Here is a 16,875-nt window from a genome sequence, read left to right as displayed (position 1 = left end):
AAAAGTTGCGCCTAATCTAAAACCAGCTATTGGCCGAGTACGCCAATAGCTAGTTTCCAATTAGTGCTCGCTTTTTAACCGGGACAGTTCGCACTGATTTTGATGTCGTGCTTACCATCGCAAAAAGTTGCGCCTAATCTAAAACCAGCTATTGGCCGAGTACGCCAATAGCTAGTTTCCAATTAGTGCTCGCTTTTTAATCGGGACGGTTCGCACTGATTTTGATGTTGTGCTTACCATCGCAAAAAGTTGCGCCTAATCCAAAAACCAGCTATTGGCCGAGTACACCAACAGCTAGTTTCCAATTAGTGCTCGCTTTTTAACCGGGACGGTTCGCACTGATTTTGATGTCGTGCTTACCAGTACAGAAAGTTGCGCCTAACCCAAAAAACGATCATTGGCCAAGAACGCCAACAATCGTTTTTCAGTTAGTGCTTGCTTTCTAAACGTACTGGTTCGCACTGATTTTGATGAAACGAGTGGAGGCTGACCATGAAACGGCGAAGTGCTGAAGAAATGATGACCATCATTAAAACGGTGGCTGAGGGTGATGATAACATTCGGGCGATTGGGATGGAAGGGTCACGCAATGACCCGACGGCTAAACAGGATGCGTTTGCGGATTTTGACATTACGTACTTTGTGAAGACACTCAATCCGTTCAGAAAAAACGATGAGTGGTTGGCTGTGTTTGGTGAGCGTTTGATGATGCGAAAACCAACAATGGCCCAAATTGCTGGGACGAAACAACCGGCATATCCCTACCTCATGCAGTTCACGGACGGAAATCGTTTGGACCTAAAGGTGGCTTGTGTGGAAGATCAAGCGGCCTACCTTGCTGCCGAACATGAAAACACCGTGATTTTTGATAAGGATCATCCAGTAAAAGCGCAACCGGAATTATCAACGTGGGATTTTCGAATTACAGCGCCCAGCACGGATGATTATCAGGAAAGCATTAACAAGTTTTTTTGGAACAGTTTGTACGTGGTCAAGGGCCTAAAACGCCATGAGCTATTGTATGCAAACGGCTCGTTTGAAATGGATGTTCGTCGCGAACTGTTAACGATGTTACGGTGGTCAGTCGGTATTGCAACAAACTTTCAAACGGATGTGGGAAAGCACGATGAACGCCTGAAAGAAGCGTTAGCCCCTGCCGATTATGACCAGCTATTAATGACTTATAAACTGGCTGATGAGGATGCAACGTGGGTGGCTTTACAGGTGGCGAGTCAGCTATTCTTAGTAACGGCACGGATTGTGGCCGACCAAATGGGCTTTGACTTTCCGACGTACCCACAGGCTGTGATTGCTTACGAAGAGACATTAATGGAGGCTGCCGATGGCACAAGCGCGGGATACTCGCCGACGAGGTGATCAGTTACAAAATGAAATCTACCAAGCAGTGTATGAATTATTGGATGAAAAAGGGTATGCCAGTTTAACACTGGCCGATGTTGCGGGACGTTCGAAAACGAGCCGCTCCGTCCTTTATCGTCACTGGGATAATATTTTCGATTTAACTTTGGACGCGATTTTGGCGGGAATTTCGACGGAAACGAACCCACTGGTTCAGGGAATTTTTGATCGCGGTAGTTTACGAGCTGACCTTTTGTATGTCGGTCAAACATTTATCCGCCTTTCAAATCAGGGGCCGAATAAGTATTTTCGACTATTGTTTGCGGAGGCGCCTGAAGCACAATTGAACCGGGAGAAAATTCTGGCAGCATCGGAGACAAGCAACCTGAAAATCATGGGGGTTGTCCTTGAAAACGGCCGCCGGCGTGGAGAGATTCATAAGGAACCACCAGTAATGACGCAGCTGATGCTGTTTCGGTCGTTGCGATACTTTGACTTGATTGGCGGCCGGTCAATGACGGTGGCTTACCTGGACCGGATCGTTGATGAGGAAGTGTTGCCAGCATGGCGAACGTTTATAAAAGAGGAGAGCGTGACCTAACGCGGTTAGGCACCGTCATCTAAGCAAACAAGCGACAGTGGGTGGATTATGCCCGCAGTCGCTTGTTTGCTTAGATGAACTGATGCCTGCGTTAGGTCACGCGTTTATGGCAGCTTAGAAAATGAAGCAGTGGTGGGCGACAGTGGGTGGATTATGCCCGCAGTCGCTTGTTTGCTTAGATGAACTGATGCCTGCGTTAGGTAAAATCGGTAGTAAGCGACGGATAAGGTAATTGTGACCCGTAAAAGTGATAAAGAACACGGTGTTCTCTATTGTTTTTAACTGTGAAGGTTGTATGATAGACATCGTTAAAATAAAGTACATAGTGTACTTAATCAAACGGAGGATATCAATCATGAAGGTTATTGTTTTAGGCTTTTCTCATGGTGGCTATGAAGCAGTTGAAAGTTTACGGTTAATGGATGTTGACGCAGACATTCATTGGTATGATCAACAAGCCTTTGATATTGTGAAGCGAAACGATGCAGCAGTGGTGGAAGGAATCCCGGCAATTAGTTCGCTGACAAAAACAGAATTAAACGAGCAACGCATTACGGTGTTCGAGCAGACAGTCATGACACGAATTGATGCGACTGCCCACACGGTTGATACAAAAAATTTAGTGACCGGAAAAACCGCAACGGATTCATATGACAAACTTATTTTGAGCCCGGGCATTCATGCAACAAAGCTCCCGGTCCCTGGTGTGGATTTGGAAAATGTTTTGACGGTGCATTCACCTCAAGATTTAATGATGACCCGCAAGCAAGCGCAATCCGAAACGATTAAAAATGTCGTGGTGATTGGGGCTGGCTATGTTGGGATGAGCGTCGCAGATTTATTTGTTCAATCAAAAAAACACGTGACGTTAATTGACGTCAACCAACGTCCACTAAGCACGTACTTGGATCAAGAGATCACAGCACCGCTAACAGAGGTCATGGTGGCTGATGGTGTTACGATGGCGATGGGTGAATCAGTAACTGAAATGGTTGGGACCGATCACGTTATGGCGGTTCAAACAGCGACTCATCGTTATCCAGCGGACCTTGTCATTCTGTCTGCCGGTGGGCATGCGAATACGGATTGGCTGGCGGAAACGGTGGCGTTACTCCCAAATGGCCTCATTAAAACGAATGAATACATGGAAACAAGCGCCCCAGACATTTTTGCTGTTGGCGACGCGACACAAATTCAGTACACGCCGGCGAACACAACGTTACCCGTTGCGTTATCAACGAACGCGCGGCGGCAGGCAATTTTTGCAGTACGTAACTTGACGGGCCAGCGGGTGGCATTTCCAGGCGTCCAGGGAACGTCAGCGCTACCTGCGTTTGGGTATAAATTTGCGACGACCGGCTTGTCGGAAAAGACGGCGGCACGGTTAAATATTTCTAGTGCCAGCACCGTTGTTAAGAAGCAGGCGACATTTGGATTAACCGAAGATGTGACGTTTAAATTGATCTATGCACCGAAAACATGTCAGATTTTGGGCGCACAAATCATCTCCAAACAGGATTTAACGGCAAACATTAACACGATTTCGTTAGCGATTGAAATGCACGCAACGCTGGACCAATTGGCAACGGCTGATTTCTTCTTTCAGCCAGAGTTAAGCACTCAGTGGAACGTGATGTCACTTGCAGCACTTCAGGCGTTGAAGACGTGCAACGCTTTATAGGACCAACAAAATAACGGTGTCATTGATGAATGTGTTCGTTCATTAATGACACCGTTATTTTTTTAGGGGTAAACTGATTATCATTTTGTCAGCGTACCGTTAGGCCAGACTCGCGACAACTGCTAAAATAAAAATGAAGTGTAACTTGTGCGGTGAATGAAATGTGCTGCACACGGAGAGGATGGAAGTTAAGACCCATGAAAGAGCTACGTCAAAACGCAGAAGTTTCGAATTTGGAATTATTTTATGACCTTATTTTTGCCTATGCAATTAGCCGCATCACAACGATTCTTCATCTCGTTCACCATGAGGAAATCCCCGGACTGTATCTTGGGGAGTATCTGATCATGTTTTTCATGTTTTGGACCATTTGGACGTATCAAACGGTGTTAGTAAACCGATTTTTCCATGAAAATCTACAGCACACGGTCTTTATGCTATTTGATATGTTCATGGTAATCATTTTGTCGCAATCATTAAACGCAGATTTTGAGGCCACGCACCTGACGTTTGCCGGCAGTACCTCAATTTTATTGATCAGCATTGGGATTCAGTATTGGTTGCAGAGCCGGAAACTGACGGATCAAAAGCAGTTGGTGGTCGCCCGCGGGTTGTACCGCTTGTTGTTTTTGAGTGGTCTTATTGGCGCGGCAACAATTGTTCCGTGGGCCAGTTACGGCGTTCGGGTGACGGTGTACGTGTTGTCGATGGTGTTGGCAAACGTTGGCCCAATCTTTTTATACCGTGAACTAACGGACTTTCCGGCAATATTTGAACACCTGACGGAACGATATTCTCTGTTTACATTGCTTCTTTTTGGTGAGGCCGTGATTGCAGTTGCCAGCATTGTGGATGTTCATGATTTTAACTGGCTAGCCATCCCGTTCTTTTTGATTATCGTGGCCCTCTTCATGATTTATTTTGTTAGCTATCAGGGACGGGTAAACCGCCATAAAAAGACGGCGGGGATTACGTTAATCAACGTTCATTACTTTATTTTTGTTGGCCTTGATCTCGTAACGGCGGCAACAGAACTTTACCTGCAACACGAGCTTATTGGTTGGCAATTTGCAGGGCTGGTTAGTTTGGGTCTGGCAGGATTTTTAGGCGGGATTCTCGTGATGGTCCTGACGTATCCAAACCGGCCGTTAACACACAGTCCGTGGATCAGTGGTCTGGGCTTGCTAAGCTTTGTGGTGATTCTTGGCGCAGTGGTACTTGCACTAAGTGAAGTCCCGGTGGCCGCCATCTTAGTTTTAAGTGGTGTGTTGGTCCTCACGTCATCTTGTTGGTGGTTTTACACCAGCGCACACGCGCGTGATGTGATAAAATGAGGAACAAACGTTCGCTATAAAGGAGGGCATCATGAGTGACCAGGAAAATAAACCCATTTTAATTGGCGATGTGGGTGCACCAAAGCCACGCCGGTCAAAGTCTGGTGAACCGGCCAGTGGGCAGTCCGTTGCTGATGACTTGTTAGCAAAGCACCGCCGTCGTCATGGCGATCAGCAACAACCAGATGAGCCAAGTGGTCCGACAGCAAACCAGGTGACCATGATTGAGGCCCAAAAGCGGGCAGGACGGTATAATGTTTATCTTGATGGGAAGTATGCCTTTCCAATTAGTGAATCCGTCATGATCAAATTCCGCATTTTCAAGGGGATGGTGATCGATAAGGACTTGGCTGAAGAAATTATTGCGGCCGATGATGTGGCTAAGGCATACAACCGGGCACTGGATTATTTGTCCGGCCAGTTGCGGTCTGAACGTGAAGTCCATGATAAGCTGAAGACGTTGGAAGTTGACGAGAGCGTTATCACGGAAACAATGCAACGGCTGCGTGAGTTTCATTTGCTTGATGACCAGGCGTATGCGGAGGCCTATGTTCGGACCATGCGGAATACGTCTGATAAGGGACCGGTGATCATTCGTCAAAACCTTCGGAGCAAAGGGGTGGGGGAAACCATTATTGATGGCGCCCTCGCTGAATTTTCAACGGATCAGTTGCTCGAGAACGGGTTAGAGACCGCTGAAAAATTGGCGCGACACTACGCGCGAAAGCCATTTTCAACACAGCGCCAGAAGGTGATTCAGGGACTGATGACGAAGGGCTTTCAGCGTGAGACAATCGACCAGGTCATGGGCCAACTCGAATTGGTGCGTGACGAAGATACTGAAGCTTCTTTGTTAAGTCATGAAGCGGAGAAAATTTGGCAACGCAACCGGCGTTATGATCTGCGTGATCGGATGAACCGAACCAAACGAAGCCTGTACGGTAAGGGTTATCAAATTGATGACATTAACCGGGTGCTCGACGCATTAAGCGAGGGAACAAGTAAATAGTTGACAATTGAATGGTTAATGTTCATGGTGGTTATATAAATATAATTGTTAAGGGGTCAACATGAGAACACGTGCAGAACTAAAACAATCAGTTAAAGATCTTTTTCACGGTAAGTGGGGGAAAGCAGTCGGCTTAAACGTTATCCCAGTACTGCTGCTGTTATTAGTCAACGGGTACAATCGGTTTTACATTCGTAGCAATTACGATGCTGCATCGTCGTCATTTATCGGATTATATCAGCACCTTGGCACAAGAACATGGTGGATTATATTACTTGCGACGGTAATTGGGTTTGGTGTAACGTACACTTTTCTGGATTGGGTTCGTGAACCTAATCGTGAAATTAACCCTGCCAGTGATAGTTTTCGGGTGGTTGCCTCACCAACTGTCTTTCCGCTGTTAGTATTATCGTTCTTGATCAGTTTCATTGTTGTGGTGGGGTATGTACTCCTAGTTGTCCCAGGAATCATGTTCTCCTTAATGTATAGTCAATCAATCTTTGTCTATAAGGATCTTCATGAAAAAAATCCGGATGCCAGTATCTGGGCCGGCATCATTACCAGCATGCGCCTAAGTCGTCAGCTCATGCAGGGGCACAAGTGGGAATTCTTTGTTCTTACCTTGAGTTTCTTAGGCTGGGCGTTATTGGCTGTTCCTTCATTTGGTTTTTCAAATCTATGGGTAACACCATATATATCTGGAACACGAGCTGCTTATTATAATGATTTAGAGGAAACAAGCGAGCTTGAATTAACGTTATAAACGGGGAAAGTCATCACATTACTGTGATGACTTTTTTTTATTTTCTTGAAATGCAAAATTATATCAGTGTCATCTAGTTTACTAAACTAGATGACACTGATATAATTTACTCATCAACTAGCAGGAGGATGATGACATGACTGAACCATTCAATGAATACCATCAGTGGGAACAACACCTAACTGAAGTAACGTTACCAAAGTGGGATGAATTACCAAAGTTTGATTTATACATGGATCAAGTGGTGGCCTATGTGAACGATACGTTGGGACCACTGGGTGTCGACACGGTGACGCCAGCCATGATCAATAACTACGTGAAGCACAACATCATTTTGGCACCGGTCAAAAAGAAGTACCAAGTGATGCAGGTTGCGGATATTCTGCTGATCGGGATCTTAAAACCAAGCTACTCCATGGACACCATTCGCCAAGGCATGGATCAAGTGACGGTAAGTCTGTTTCCTAAACGTGCTTACGACACCTTCATTGGGTTAGTGCTGGCGGGGTTACGCAATGAACCGGCAACAAAGAGTGCCACAACGGAGCTTAGTGACCAAATGATGAAGGAAACAGTCGCAACGGTGTTGGCTAAAATGCGCTCAGAAAAGCTACTCTCCTTAGCCCAAACGGTGGTAAAGCCAAAGCCCGTCGAACAAAAGTAGGTTCATAATTGTTTCACGTGAAACGGCAAAAGTGGTCCGTCTTGAAGGTATCTTTGAGGTTGACCACTTTTTTTGCGGACAATGGGACGGGGATAATGGCCCACAATAATATGACCGTTAGCGTTACACTTAAACGTAACAACAGGCACAACGGAGGGGAGCACATGAAACGACAACAACGCTATGGCGTGATGTTCATTGGCATCATTGTGATTGTTTTGGGCGCGTATCTATTAAGTCGGGGATCGAGTTTAGAAACGGGGCCAAGCACTAGTGGGTCGCAGTCCACGCAGCACGTGTCTGGTCAGGGTAGCACTGAGGCAGCCAGCACGGCGGCACTGGCTAAGTTGACCTATCAATCTGGCAAGCCAGCGGTGGTGAGTGTTAACCACAACCGGAGTACGTTAAATAGCGATGCGTGGCGGACGAACCACGTCGTTTATCAGTCATTGGATCGGTTGAATCGAACGGTCGAACCGAACACGGCGTATTTGGAACGGCGCAACGTGGCTAACGATTCATTGCGGGTGCGACAGTACATTCAGCCAAGTGGTTGGCACCAAAAAATGGTGAATGGTCAGGCCATCATCAACCGGGGGCATCTGATTGCGTACTCGTTGTCAGGGGGAATTGGCCAATCGGGTGCGTATGATCCCAATGAGCAATCGGGGGATCAAAATAATCCCAAAAACCTGTTTACCCAAACGGCGTTTAGCAACCAGACGTTACAAACGATTTATGAAAGCGAGGTGCGCAACGCCCTTAAAGCCAATAAACGGGTGATCTATTCAGCTCAAGCAGTGTTCTCCGGGGATAATTTAATGGCCAATGGGGTTCACTTACAGGCGCTGTCAACGGATGGCGCCCTGAACTTTAACGTGTACATTTTTAACGTTCAGCCGGGCTTTACGTTTGATTATGCCACCGGTCGTTCACGGGTTGACCATGACATGAAGGTGCCAACACCAGATGAATCATCAGAGGATTAGCCATTATTAAACAACGAAAGCACGGTGCTTATGGATAAAAGTCCATGAGCACCGTGCTTTTTAAGTTAATGATTTCTAGTTTTAGTCCTGTTCTTGGTACTGAAAGTGATCAAACGTTGCTGGTTGCTCATATCCGGCGTAGTCAACGGCGGCTAATCCGACAAAGGCACCGGTGAAGAAGCCACCGTACGTTTGGAGCACGTAGTCATCTGAAAGCACGGCGGCATCAAGGGTAACGGGGATTTCGGTCCACGTGGTGCCGTCGAAGGAGTAACTGTACGTGTAGGATGACTTTTTGACGGTTGTCCGGAACCACACTTGCTTAACATTGGTGGGAATTGGGATGGCGTTGTCACGAAGGTAGGTGTGGTAATCACCGCGATTATTCTCAGCCACTTCAATCACGCGGCCCTTCGTTTCATCATTTGTAATGAAGATCCATGACCAGTGTTTATCGTTGTAGAAGTTGGTCAGGCCGGCCATTTGCTGATAGCTAAACGGATCAAACGTCACCGCAACGGTCGTGGTGAAGTTAAACGCCTGCCACCTGCGAGCAAGCAGTGAAACGTCAAAGGTGCTGGCCAGTGACTTTTGGCCAATGAGGGTTAGGTGACCATCGCCAGTATGGCCCATTTTTGGTGTAAATGGTTCACGAAGCGTGTTCCAATTCTGATCGAGGGTTGGGGTGGTGAAGTCGTCAGACTGTGAATGATCCAGTGGGGCACTCATTGGAATGGCGTCAACGGGGGCGTCCACCACCACTTGGCCACCATGACCACCAACGACGCGGGGCCAACCGGCATCATCCCAAGTGACCTTTTGGATCGCAGTTTCACGACCAAGCGTGCTCCACCCGCGCGGATCGTGGGCAGATTCAGTGTCGTGGTTCCAAGGCCGTGACGTCAGGGAGGCGTAGTACCATTCACCACTTGGTGTATCCACGAGGGCACCGTGCCCCTGCTTTTGGAGGGCGAAGTCTGGCGTATCAAAGTTAGTCAGGAAGGGGCCATCTGGTTCAGAGACGAAGCTGTCGGTGCTGAGGTCGGCTGACTTGGCTACCACTTCTTCATGGGTAAAGACCGTCCCACCTTGAGCGGCAAAGAGGTAGTAGTTGTCATTGATGTGGTAAAGATGGGGCCCTTCAACAAGTTTTGTGGCCGTTCCCCGGTAGATGGTTCGGGCCGTTTTCGGCATCAGGTGCATGGTGCTGACGTCAAATTCGGTCAGGGTGATGCCGTTAAACGGGTGGTGATATTCACGGTGGTCCCACGTTTGTTGAACGAGATATTTGCGACCATCGGTGTCGTGGAACAGAGAAGCGTCAAAGCCAACGCCGTTAAGTTTAATGGGCGTGGTCCATGGACCGTGGATGTCGGTGGCCGTTGTCAGGTAGTTATCCATGTCCTTAAAGGCACCTTCAGTTACCTTGACGTCAGTGTACACGAGCCAGAATTGCCCGTCAGCGTAAGAAAGGTCAGGGGCCCAGATTCCGCCAGAAGCCGGATTGCCACGCATGGATAGCAATGTGGTTGTGTTAAGTGGTGAGGGGAGGAGCTTCCAGTGAACAAGATCCGTTGATTCGTGGAGACGAACGCCTGGGAACCATTCAAACGTGGAGTTAGCGATGTAGTACGTGTCACCGACACGAATGATGCTGGGGTCGGCATTAAAGCCGGGTAAAACGGGATTAGTCAGTTTCATAAGAAAACCTTCTTTATCGATTTGAATTAAAACGTCACGTGGTATGACAGTGTCTTTAACCGTGGCTGGCCGGGATGAATCGTGATGTCCCCAAAGTTTGGGTGTGCGGTTGCATCCGGAAGCGTGTGCGGTTCAAGGGCGATGCCGAGATAGGGGTTACCGTGCCCTCCCGTTTTGATGAACGGCATGTGCGCCGTTGTAAACGAATTGGCGGTGAAGACAACCAGGCCATTTTGATGTGAGCCCACGGTTACGGTAACACCTGTGTCAGGATCGGCTAGGTGAGCAACCGTCCCGGCTTCATCCGGTGTCACGCAGTATACGTCGTCTAGTCCCCGCTCAGAGGTCCGTTGTAAGCCGTCAATGGCCTGCTGCAATGGTCGTGATTGCTGAAAGTCAAACGGGGTGTTTGCCAAGCGGGTAAATGTGCCAGTCGGGACTTTATTTGGTTGTGTTGCTAACCGGTTCGTTGCGTTCACCTGTAACGTGTGGGCCAGAATGGTTGCGGCATCCCCCAAGTTGAAGTACGTGTGAAGGGTTGGATTGAAGACAGATTCGGTGTCACATGTGCCAGCAAAGGTTACCGTGACGGTGTTATCTAATGAGAGTTGGTACGTCATGGTTGTGGTGAGTGTGCCGGGGAACCCGTCGTCTTCTGGATGTTGCGTCGTGGTTAGCTGAATGGCGGGGCAGTCGTCAATAGTGGTTAGTTTACCCACCCAAAAACGTTGGTGAAAACCGTGAGGCCCGCCGTGTAACGTGGTGTCACCCTCATTTTGTGGCAGCAGATACGTTCGGTTGTTGAGGGTCAGCCGGCTGTGACCAATGCGCCCCGCAGTTCGGCCAATGGCCATGTTGACGTAAAACGGGTTGGCGTAGTAATCAGCACTATGTGGGTAATTAAGGACTAGGTTCCGGCGGCCGTTGGCACTAGGAATGGAAAGTTCGTTTAAAATCCCCCCAAGATTTAAGACGCTGAGGCGAACGCCGTGGGCATTTTCGATGGTGTAGCGATAAACTTCCTGACCGCGATAGGTGTCAAACGGCGTTACGGTCGTGGTGAATTCAGATTGTGTTTGCATTTGCCGGCCTCTAGTTCAGGGTAAACGTTTGGCTGGCACTAGCCAAAGTAAAGTCGGTGATCTGGCCGTGATCATGCACATAAACGGTTGCGACACCGTGAAGGCCAGTTGTTGTGAGCGTCAATTGGTTACCAGCCGTGGTTGCGGTGACTGAACCCACGGTGTGGCCGTCCCGGTCGACAACGGGCGTGGTGATGGTGCCGTTATCCAATTCGTAAAGATTAATGTCAGGAGCGTCTGTGTAGTCGTAATCTGCATGTGCGCTGCCCGGTTTCCGAAGCAAGATGCTGTTGCCGGCAACAAGTAATGGTAAGCCCAAATGATCGTACTGTTCGTTCAGCCATTGACCATTTTGATCAGTTTCGTAAACGTGTTCCGTTAGGAGGTTTGTCCACCGACCAGCTGGTAAGTAGTAGTGGACGTTTCCCTGATCATTGAAAATTGGGGCCACCAGGAGCTTGTCACCCAACATGTACTGTTTGTCGAGATAGGCGGTGTTTGGATCCTCAGGAAATTCGATGAACATGGGCCGCATGAGCGGCGTGCCGGTTGCGGATGTTTGAACGGCTTGCTGATACAGGTACGGCATCAGTGATAGCTTTAGGTCAACGAATTTCTTGGTGACGGCGACCGCTTCATCATCGAATAACCATGGAACCCGGTACTGAACGCTACCATGGTAACGGCTGTGTGATGATAACAGGCCAAACTGCGTCCACCGTTTGTAAATGTCTGGCGTTGCCTTTTCTTCGAAACCGCCGATGTCGTGACTCCAGAAGCCGAAGCCAGATGATAGGAATGACAACCCGCCACGTAAGGAATCAGCCATGGAATTGTAGCGGGATAGGTTGTCACCGCCCCAGTGAACGGGGAGTTTTTGTGATCCGACTGTTGCTGACCGTGCGAAGACGACTGCATCATCTTCACCACGTTTGGCACTCAGCACATCATAAACAGCCTGGTTGTACTGAAGGGTGTAGTAGTTATGCTCACGTTGTGGGTCACTGCCGTCAAAGAAGACAGCATCATCAACGGGAATTCGTTCACCAAAGTCGGTTTTGAAGCAGTCGACCCCCATATCAAGTAGGGCGGACAGCTTACTTTGATACCAAGCAACGGCGTCAGGGTTCGTAAAATCGACAAAACCGTTACCGGCCTGCCACAGATCCCACTGCCAAACGTTGCCGTCATGACGTTTGATGAGGTAACCGTGGTCCTTTGCTTCTTTAAATAGTGGTGACTTTTGGGCGATGTAAGGGTTCAACCAGACACAAACTTTGATGCCGCGGTCATGGATCTTTTTAAGGAGACCAGCAGGGTCAGGGAACTTTTCGCGATCCCAGGTTAATGTGCACCATTCAAACCCCTTCTGCCAGAAACAGTCAAAGTGAAAGACGTCTAACGGAATGTGGTGTTCAGCCATGCCGTCAATAAATTTCATCACCGTTTCATCTGAGTAATCAGTGGTGAAAGAAGTGGACAGCCATAGACCAAAGGACCAGGCAGGCGGAAGTTTGATCTGACCCGTTAGCCGGGTATATTTATTCAGAATTGCTTTTGGTGTGGGGCCATAAATCACGTAGTAGGTCAGGGATTCACCCTCAGTGCTGAACTGAACGCGGTCAACATTTTCAGAAGCAATTTCAAAGGAGACCTTTTGGGGTTCATCGACAAAGACACCGTAGCCCTTATCAGTAATGTAAAACGGAATGTTCTTGTAGGCCTGTTCACTTCCGGTCCCACCATCCTGATTCCAGGTGTCGACCGTTTGACCATTTTTAACAAACGGGGTGAACCGTTCGCCCAGTCCGTAAACATGTTCATCAACATCCATGGACAACTGTTCGCGCATAAAGTGCTGGTGGTGAACGGTGTCTGTGATCTCGCCCTGGGCCTTCGTCATGGATTTTGTGATGCTGTGGCCGTCTGGGTCTGTAAAGTTGAGTTCAAACGGACCGTCCAGTGGCAACGTTGCGGTTAGGTCGCCGGAGGTAAAGTGCACGTCATGGGCGTCTTTAGCAATGGTGACGTGGGGATGTTCGTCGTTTAAAACATAGTTTGGGCCCGCCGTTGACTGATCAAAGTGGGTCAACTTAACGCCGATCACCCCTTCAAGTGGTGAAGTCAGGGTGATGGTTGACATCCCGAGGTTAAGTTCGTCATTGCGGGTAGCGATGTGATGATAGGGTGCATATGCCGTGAGGGCATTATCGGTAATGTCGGTATCAAAGACCTCCATTGGTGAATTAATGGTGTACCCATCCTTGGTGAGCCAATAACCGTTTGTAAATTTCATGAAATGAAACCTCCTTAAAAAATTGTGCTGTTATTACCACCACAGTGGTGTGTAAAAGCGGTGTGGTTGTGATGGTTTTGGTGTTAGTGGAGCATGAAGCCAAGCTGAAATGCGTTTGAACCAGTGTTGATTAAACATTGAGAAAACCTCCTGGTTAACAAAAAGTAATTCTACCTGTCAGCAATAACCGACACGTTAGGAAAGCAGGGGCTCCTACGACAATCAGTGGTGGCGAGGTAGAATTACTCGGGTTAATTAAGAATCGTCCTAGTGGTCAGACCGGGATGCGATTTCTTCATTCATTTGTTCAACCTTTTCGTCTGTTAGGTGGTAAAAGGCAAAGACAACCATGGCCAGAACGGTAAGGATAATGGGAATGATGGTGGTTGTTAACCGAATTCCTTGAAGGGAGCGGGCGCTTTGCGTCTTGTTAGCGGCAAAGCCGTAAGCAGCCAGCACGTAACCCGGAATCACACCACCAAGCGCCATCCCGAACTTGAAGAAGAAACCAATAACGGCGTTGATAATTCCGTTTTCCCGTTTGCCGGTCTTCCATTCGCCATAGGTGATGGTTTGGGGAACCAGTGCCCATTGGAAACCAGTGGAGAGAATGATTCCGGCGGCTTCAATGGTGCGGGCGATAAACGTTCCGGGAACGTTGGTTGCTGGAATGAAGTACAACATGATAAAGCCAATGATGGCGAGCACTAAACTACTTTGCATGAGGACTTGGGTTCCAAGTTTGCGGTTTAACCACGGTGTTAGTGGAACAACGATGAATGCGGGGAGGGTTCCCAGCAGGTTATACCATTGCATTAAGCCAGGGTTCCCAGCGTTATACGTCATGTAGTAGGCCCCAACGGCATTAACAACGGACATCAAACCAAACGTAATGATGAAGAAGATGGCAAGGGTCCGAAGGGGGCCGTTGATAACTAACTGGTGGAATAAATCAGAAACGTGAACATTTTCTAATTGATCGCCGCTCATGGTGATCCGTTCAACAGATTCATGGAAACAATACATTAAGATAAGGGCCCCAGCGATGCCGTAAATAACCATCGTCCAGAACCACCCACTTTGCGATTGAGGGCCGGTGTAACTACCGTTTGAAAACAGTTTGACACAGATTGGTACCCCGAAACTGACGGTGAGTGAGCCAAGGTTGGCTAGAACCATCCGGAGTGACGTCATGGAGACGATTTCCTTATTGTTCCGGGTCATTGCGGCGTTCAGTGAACCGTAAGGGATGTTGACGGTCGTGTATAAAACGGACAGACCAACGTAAGTCACGTAAGCGTAAACCAGCCGGCCCATGGCAGAAAAGTTTGGCACGGTGAAACACAGAATGGCGAGGGCTGCCAGTGGCACAGACATGTACAGTAAGTAACCACGGTATTTACCAAACCGAGTCGTGTGTTTATCAACGAACGTCCCGACAATGGGGTCGTTGATGGCGTCGATAAGCCGAACCACAAGGAACATGGTGGCCGCAGTGCTTGCGCTAAGGCCAAACACATTGGTGTAGAAGAACAATAGGTACGTTGAAATGGTGGTGTAAATCAGATTTTGAGCAAAGTCACCGGTTGCCCAGCCGAATTTCTCGCGCCAAGGTAACTTTCCGTCAGCGTTCACTGACGGTTTAACGGAATTTTCCATAATTATGATCCCCTAATTAATTAAGTGAGTGGGTGGAGTGAATGTGCGTGTCAGCGGTATTGGTAGCTCGTTGACGCAACGAGGTTTCGATGTCTTCCAATGAGCGGTTCCGCGTTTCAAAAACATGCGCGTGAACGAACCAAATGGCGACAAAACAGAGAACACCGTAACCGATAAATAAGCTCCCGGTGCCGAAGAAGTTCAGCAATGGTGGGAAGGTCAGGGACACAACCATGTTGGCGCCCCAGTTAATGACACTACTGAAGGAATTCCCTAAGCCACGAATGTTTAGCGGGAACACTTCCCCAATCATGACCCACATAACGGGGCCCCACGTTGCGGAGAAAAAGGCGATGTAAATGGTAAGTGCAATGACACAAACAATGGCTGCGACCATTGAACCGTGAGAAAACTTCATGGCAATGCTCATGATGATCAAACACACACCCATTCCGATCCCGCCACCAATCAGCATTTTCTTGCGGCCGATCTTGTCCATGACGGCCACGGCAACGGCCGTTACGATCACGTTGAAAACCCCGATGCCGATGTGCGCTAACAGGGCCGCCGAAACACCAAAACCAACGTCTGTAAAGATAGTCGGTGCGTAATAAAGAACGGTGTTACACCCCATGACCTGTTGGAAAATGGCAAGGCCAACCCCGATAACCAGTGCAGGCCGGGCCATGGTGCCAAATAACTCGTGCCAGCCGCCACTCTTAATGGCAGCCTGTTGCTTGATTTGCGTCAATTCAGCTTGAACAGCAGCCTGATTATGATGATTCATTTGATCTAAAACATGCTCTGCGGCGTCAAGCTGGTTTGTTTTAACCAAGAACCGTGGGCTTTCTGGAAGCAAGAGGCCACCAAAGAAAAGAATGGCAGCGGGGAGGGCAGCGAAGCCAAGCATCCAGCGCCACCCGGTGACCATTCCGGAAAACCCATAGTTAGTGATGTAGGCTAGTAAAATCCCGGTCATCACCATGAGTTGGAATAAACTGGAAACGGTGCCCCGCTTGTCAGCAGGCGCCAGTTCAGATAAGTATGTCGGGATCAATGCTGACGCAGCCCCGACTCCCATTCCTAAGATGATCCGTGAAAGAATCAAACTCCAAAATTCGGGGGAAAAGGCTGATCCAAGGGCCCCGACAAAGAAGATGATGGATGAGAGAAGCACTAACTTGCGCCGCCCGTAACGATCCGACATGGGACCGATGGTGGCTGCACCAAGCACGGCCCCGAGGAGGACGGCACTAACCACCCATCCTTGTTGCCAAGAACCAAGATGTAATTGTTTTTGAATAAAGAGAATTGCTCCGGAGATAACCCCGGTGTCGTAGCCAAAAAGTAAACCGCCCAGCGCACCGAAGAAATAAACAAAGCCTGTGGAAACCTTATGCATAGCAGTGGACTCCTATCGATGAAATAATGTGACAAACAGCTGTAAGTTGGTGCCGTCAGAGTTTATTCATCAAGTTAGTGCGAGCAAAAAACCAACTGGGGTAATCTTGCCACGCATTTACGGTAAATGCAAGCGCTTTCTAAATAAAGTTTATAATTACACAAACTTTGGATGACGCGATTATTGAGTGTGGATCATCACTGGATAATGCGGTTAATAAGCGGAATCGCGGATTATTTTTCGTTAGCTTAGTTAGATGAAAGAACAGGCTGATACGAGACAAAAGCGGAAAAAAGTTTTTGAAAGGGCTTGCAAAATAATAATAAGCTAATATA

Annotated in this window: 13 protein-coding genes; 8 read left to right on the top strand and 5 right to left on the bottom strand. The window is 48.3% G+C overall.

Going from position 1 to position 16,875, the window contains the following annotated elements; translation table 11 throughout:
- Positions 1-492 precede the first annotated feature (492 nt).
- The 8 genes from ACRYI5_RS06895 (at position 493) to ACRYI5_RS06860 (ending at position 8,400) form a co-directional block, all read left to right on the top strand.
- Positions 493-1,377, top strand: coding sequence for an aminoglycoside 6-adenylyltransferase (locus tag ACRYI5_RS06895; protein WP_407880219.1), 885 nt, complete (start codon positions 493-495; stop codon positions 1,375-1,377).
- The gene (locus ACRYI5_RS06890) at positions 1,343-1,960 is read left to right on the top strand and encodes a TetR/AcrR family transcriptional regulator (RefSeq protein ID WP_448224753.1); all 618 of its coding nucleotides are present in this window, start codon (positions 1,343-1,345) and stop codon (positions 1,958-1,960) included. The genes ACRYI5_RS06895 and ACRYI5_RS06890 overlap by 35 nt, the downstream gene beginning before the upstream one ends.
- Before the next feature lie 355 nt (positions 1,961-2,315).
- On the top strand, positions 2,316-3,641 hold the full coding sequence (locus ACRYI5_RS06885; RefSeq protein ID WP_448224752.1) for an FAD-dependent oxidoreductase: 1,326 nt from the start codon (positions 2,316-2,318) through the stop codon (positions 3,639-3,641).
- Between the two features lie 197 nt (positions 3,642-3,838).
- The gene (locus tag ACRYI5_RS06880; RefSeq protein ID WP_448224751.1) at positions 3,839-4,975 is read left to right on the top strand and encodes a low temperature requirement protein A; all 1,137 of its coding nucleotides are present in this window, start codon (positions 3,839-3,841) and stop codon (positions 4,973-4,975) included.
- Positions 4,976-5,195: 220 nt separating this feature from the next.
- A complete protein-coding gene (gene recX, locus ACRYI5_RS06875; protein ID WP_448224793.1) occupies positions 5,196-5,984 on the top strand; it encodes a recombination regulator RecX in 789 nt (262 codons plus the stop codon).
- Positions 5,985-6,045: 61 nt separating this feature from the next.
- The gene (locus tag ACRYI5_RS06870) at positions 6,046-6,747 is read left to right on the top strand and encodes a DUF975 family protein (RefSeq protein ID WP_448224750.1); all 702 of its coding nucleotides are present in this window, start codon (positions 6,046-6,048) and stop codon (positions 6,745-6,747) included.
- 136 nt (positions 6,748-6,883) lie between these two features.
- Positions 6,884-7,411, top strand: a complete 528-nt coding sequence (locus ACRYI5_RS06865) for a DUF1836 domain-containing protein (protein WP_407881471.1) — start codon at positions 6,884-6,886, stop codon at positions 7,409-7,411.
- A 164-nt stretch (positions 7,412-7,575) separates the two neighbouring features.
- Positions 7,576-8,400: a DNA/RNA non-specific endonuclease gene (locus tag ACRYI5_RS06860; RefSeq protein ID WP_448224749.1), complete on the top strand. Its 825-nt coding sequence runs from the start codon at positions 7,576-7,578 to the stop codon at positions 8,398-8,400.
- A gap of 81 nt (positions 8,401-8,481) precedes the next feature.
- Here the strand turns inward: ACRYI5_RS06860 and ACRYI5_RS06855 are convergent, their stop codons facing one another.
- The 5 genes from ACRYI5_RS06855 to ACRYI5_RS06835 form a co-directional block, all read right to left on the bottom strand.
- Positions 8,482-10,101: a glycoside hydrolase family 43 protein gene (locus ACRYI5_RS06855; RefSeq protein WP_448224748.1), complete on the bottom strand. Its 1,620-nt coding sequence runs from the start codon at positions 10,099-10,101 to the stop codon at positions 8,482-8,484.
- 26 nt (positions 10,102-10,127) lie between these two features.
- Positions 10,128-11,183: an aldose epimerase family protein gene (locus tag ACRYI5_RS06850; RefSeq protein ID WP_448224747.1), complete on the bottom strand. Its 1,056-nt coding sequence runs from the start codon at positions 11,181-11,183 to the stop codon at positions 10,128-10,130.
- A 10-nt stretch (positions 11,184-11,193) separates the two neighbouring features.
- Positions 11,194-13,479 carry an alpha-xylosidase gene (gene yicI / locus ACRYI5_RS06845; protein ID WP_448224746.1) on the bottom strand — a complete coding sequence of 762 codons (2,286 nt, stop codon included), beginning with the start codon at positions 13,477-13,479 and terminating at the stop codon, positions 11,194-11,196.
- Positions 13,480-13,746: 267 nt separating this feature from the next.
- Positions 13,747-15,138 (bottom strand): glycoside-pentoside-hexuronide (GPH):cation symporter, encoded by a 1,392-nt coding sequence (locus tag ACRYI5_RS06840; RefSeq protein ID WP_407881479.1) that lies wholly within the window; start codon positions 15,136-15,138, stop codon positions 13,747-13,749.
- 16 nt (positions 15,139-15,154) lie between these two features.
- Positions 15,155-16,540: a sugar porter family MFS transporter gene (locus tag ACRYI5_RS06835; RefSeq protein ID WP_448224745.1), complete on the bottom strand. Its 1,386-nt coding sequence runs from the start codon at positions 16,538-16,540 to the stop codon at positions 15,155-15,157.
- Between the last annotated feature and the right edge of the window lie 335 nt (positions 16,541-16,875).

It is taken from the genome of Furfurilactobacillus sp. WILCCON 0119, assembly GCF_053471565.1.
The sequence above is the reverse complement of the archived record's forward strand: the minus strand, read 5'-3'. Positions and strand labels throughout refer to the sequence as shown.

Bases quoted from the DNA above. Each gene is read 5' to 3' on its own strand.
- ACRYI5_RS06895 (WP_407880219.1), top strand. From the start codon at position 493: ATGAAACGGCGAAGTGCTGAAGAAATGATGACCATCATTAAAACGGTG.
- ACRYI5_RS06890 (WP_448224753.1), top strand. From the start codon at position 1,343: ATGGCACAAGCGCGGGATACTCGCCGACGAGGTGATCAGTTACAAAAT.
- ACRYI5_RS06885 (WP_448224752.1), top strand. From the start codon at position 2,316: ATGAAGGTTATTGTTTTAGGCTTTTCTCATGGTGGCTATGAAGCAGTT.
- ACRYI5_RS06880 (WP_448224751.1), top strand. From the start codon at position 3,839: ATGAAAGAGCTACGTCAAAACGCAGAAGTTTCGAATTTGGAATTATTT.
- recX (WP_448224793.1), top strand. From the start codon at position 5,196: ATGATTGAGGCCCAAAAGCGGGCAGGACGGTATAATGTTTATCTTGAT.
- ACRYI5_RS06870 (WP_448224750.1), top strand. From the start codon at position 6,046: ATGAGAACACGTGCAGAACTAAAACAATCAGTTAAAGATCTTTTTCAC.
- ACRYI5_RS06865 (WP_407881471.1), top strand. From the start codon at position 6,884: ATGACTGAACCATTCAATGAATACCATCAGTGGGAACAACACCTAACT.
- ACRYI5_RS06860 (WP_448224749.1), top strand. From the start codon at position 7,576: ATGAAACGACAACAACGCTATGGCGTGATGTTCATTGGCATCATTGTG.
- ACRYI5_RS06855 (WP_448224748.1), bottom strand. From the start codon at position 10,101: ATGAAACTGACTAATCCCGTTTTACCCGGCTTTAATGCCGACCCCAGC.
- ACRYI5_RS06850 (WP_448224747.1), bottom strand. From the start codon at position 11,183: ATGCAAACACAATCTGAATTCACCACGACCGTAACGCCGTTTGACACC.
- yicI (WP_448224746.1), bottom strand. From the start codon at position 13,479: ATGAAATTTACAAACGGTTATTGGCTCACCAAGGATGGGTACACCATT.
- ACRYI5_RS06840 (WP_407881479.1), bottom strand. From the start codon at position 15,138: ATGGAAAATTCCGTTAAACCGTCAGTGAACGCTGACGGAAAGTTACCT.
- ACRYI5_RS06835 (WP_448224745.1), bottom strand. From the start codon at position 16,540: ATGCATAAGGTTTCCACAGGCTTTGTTTATTTCTTCGGTGCGCTGGGC.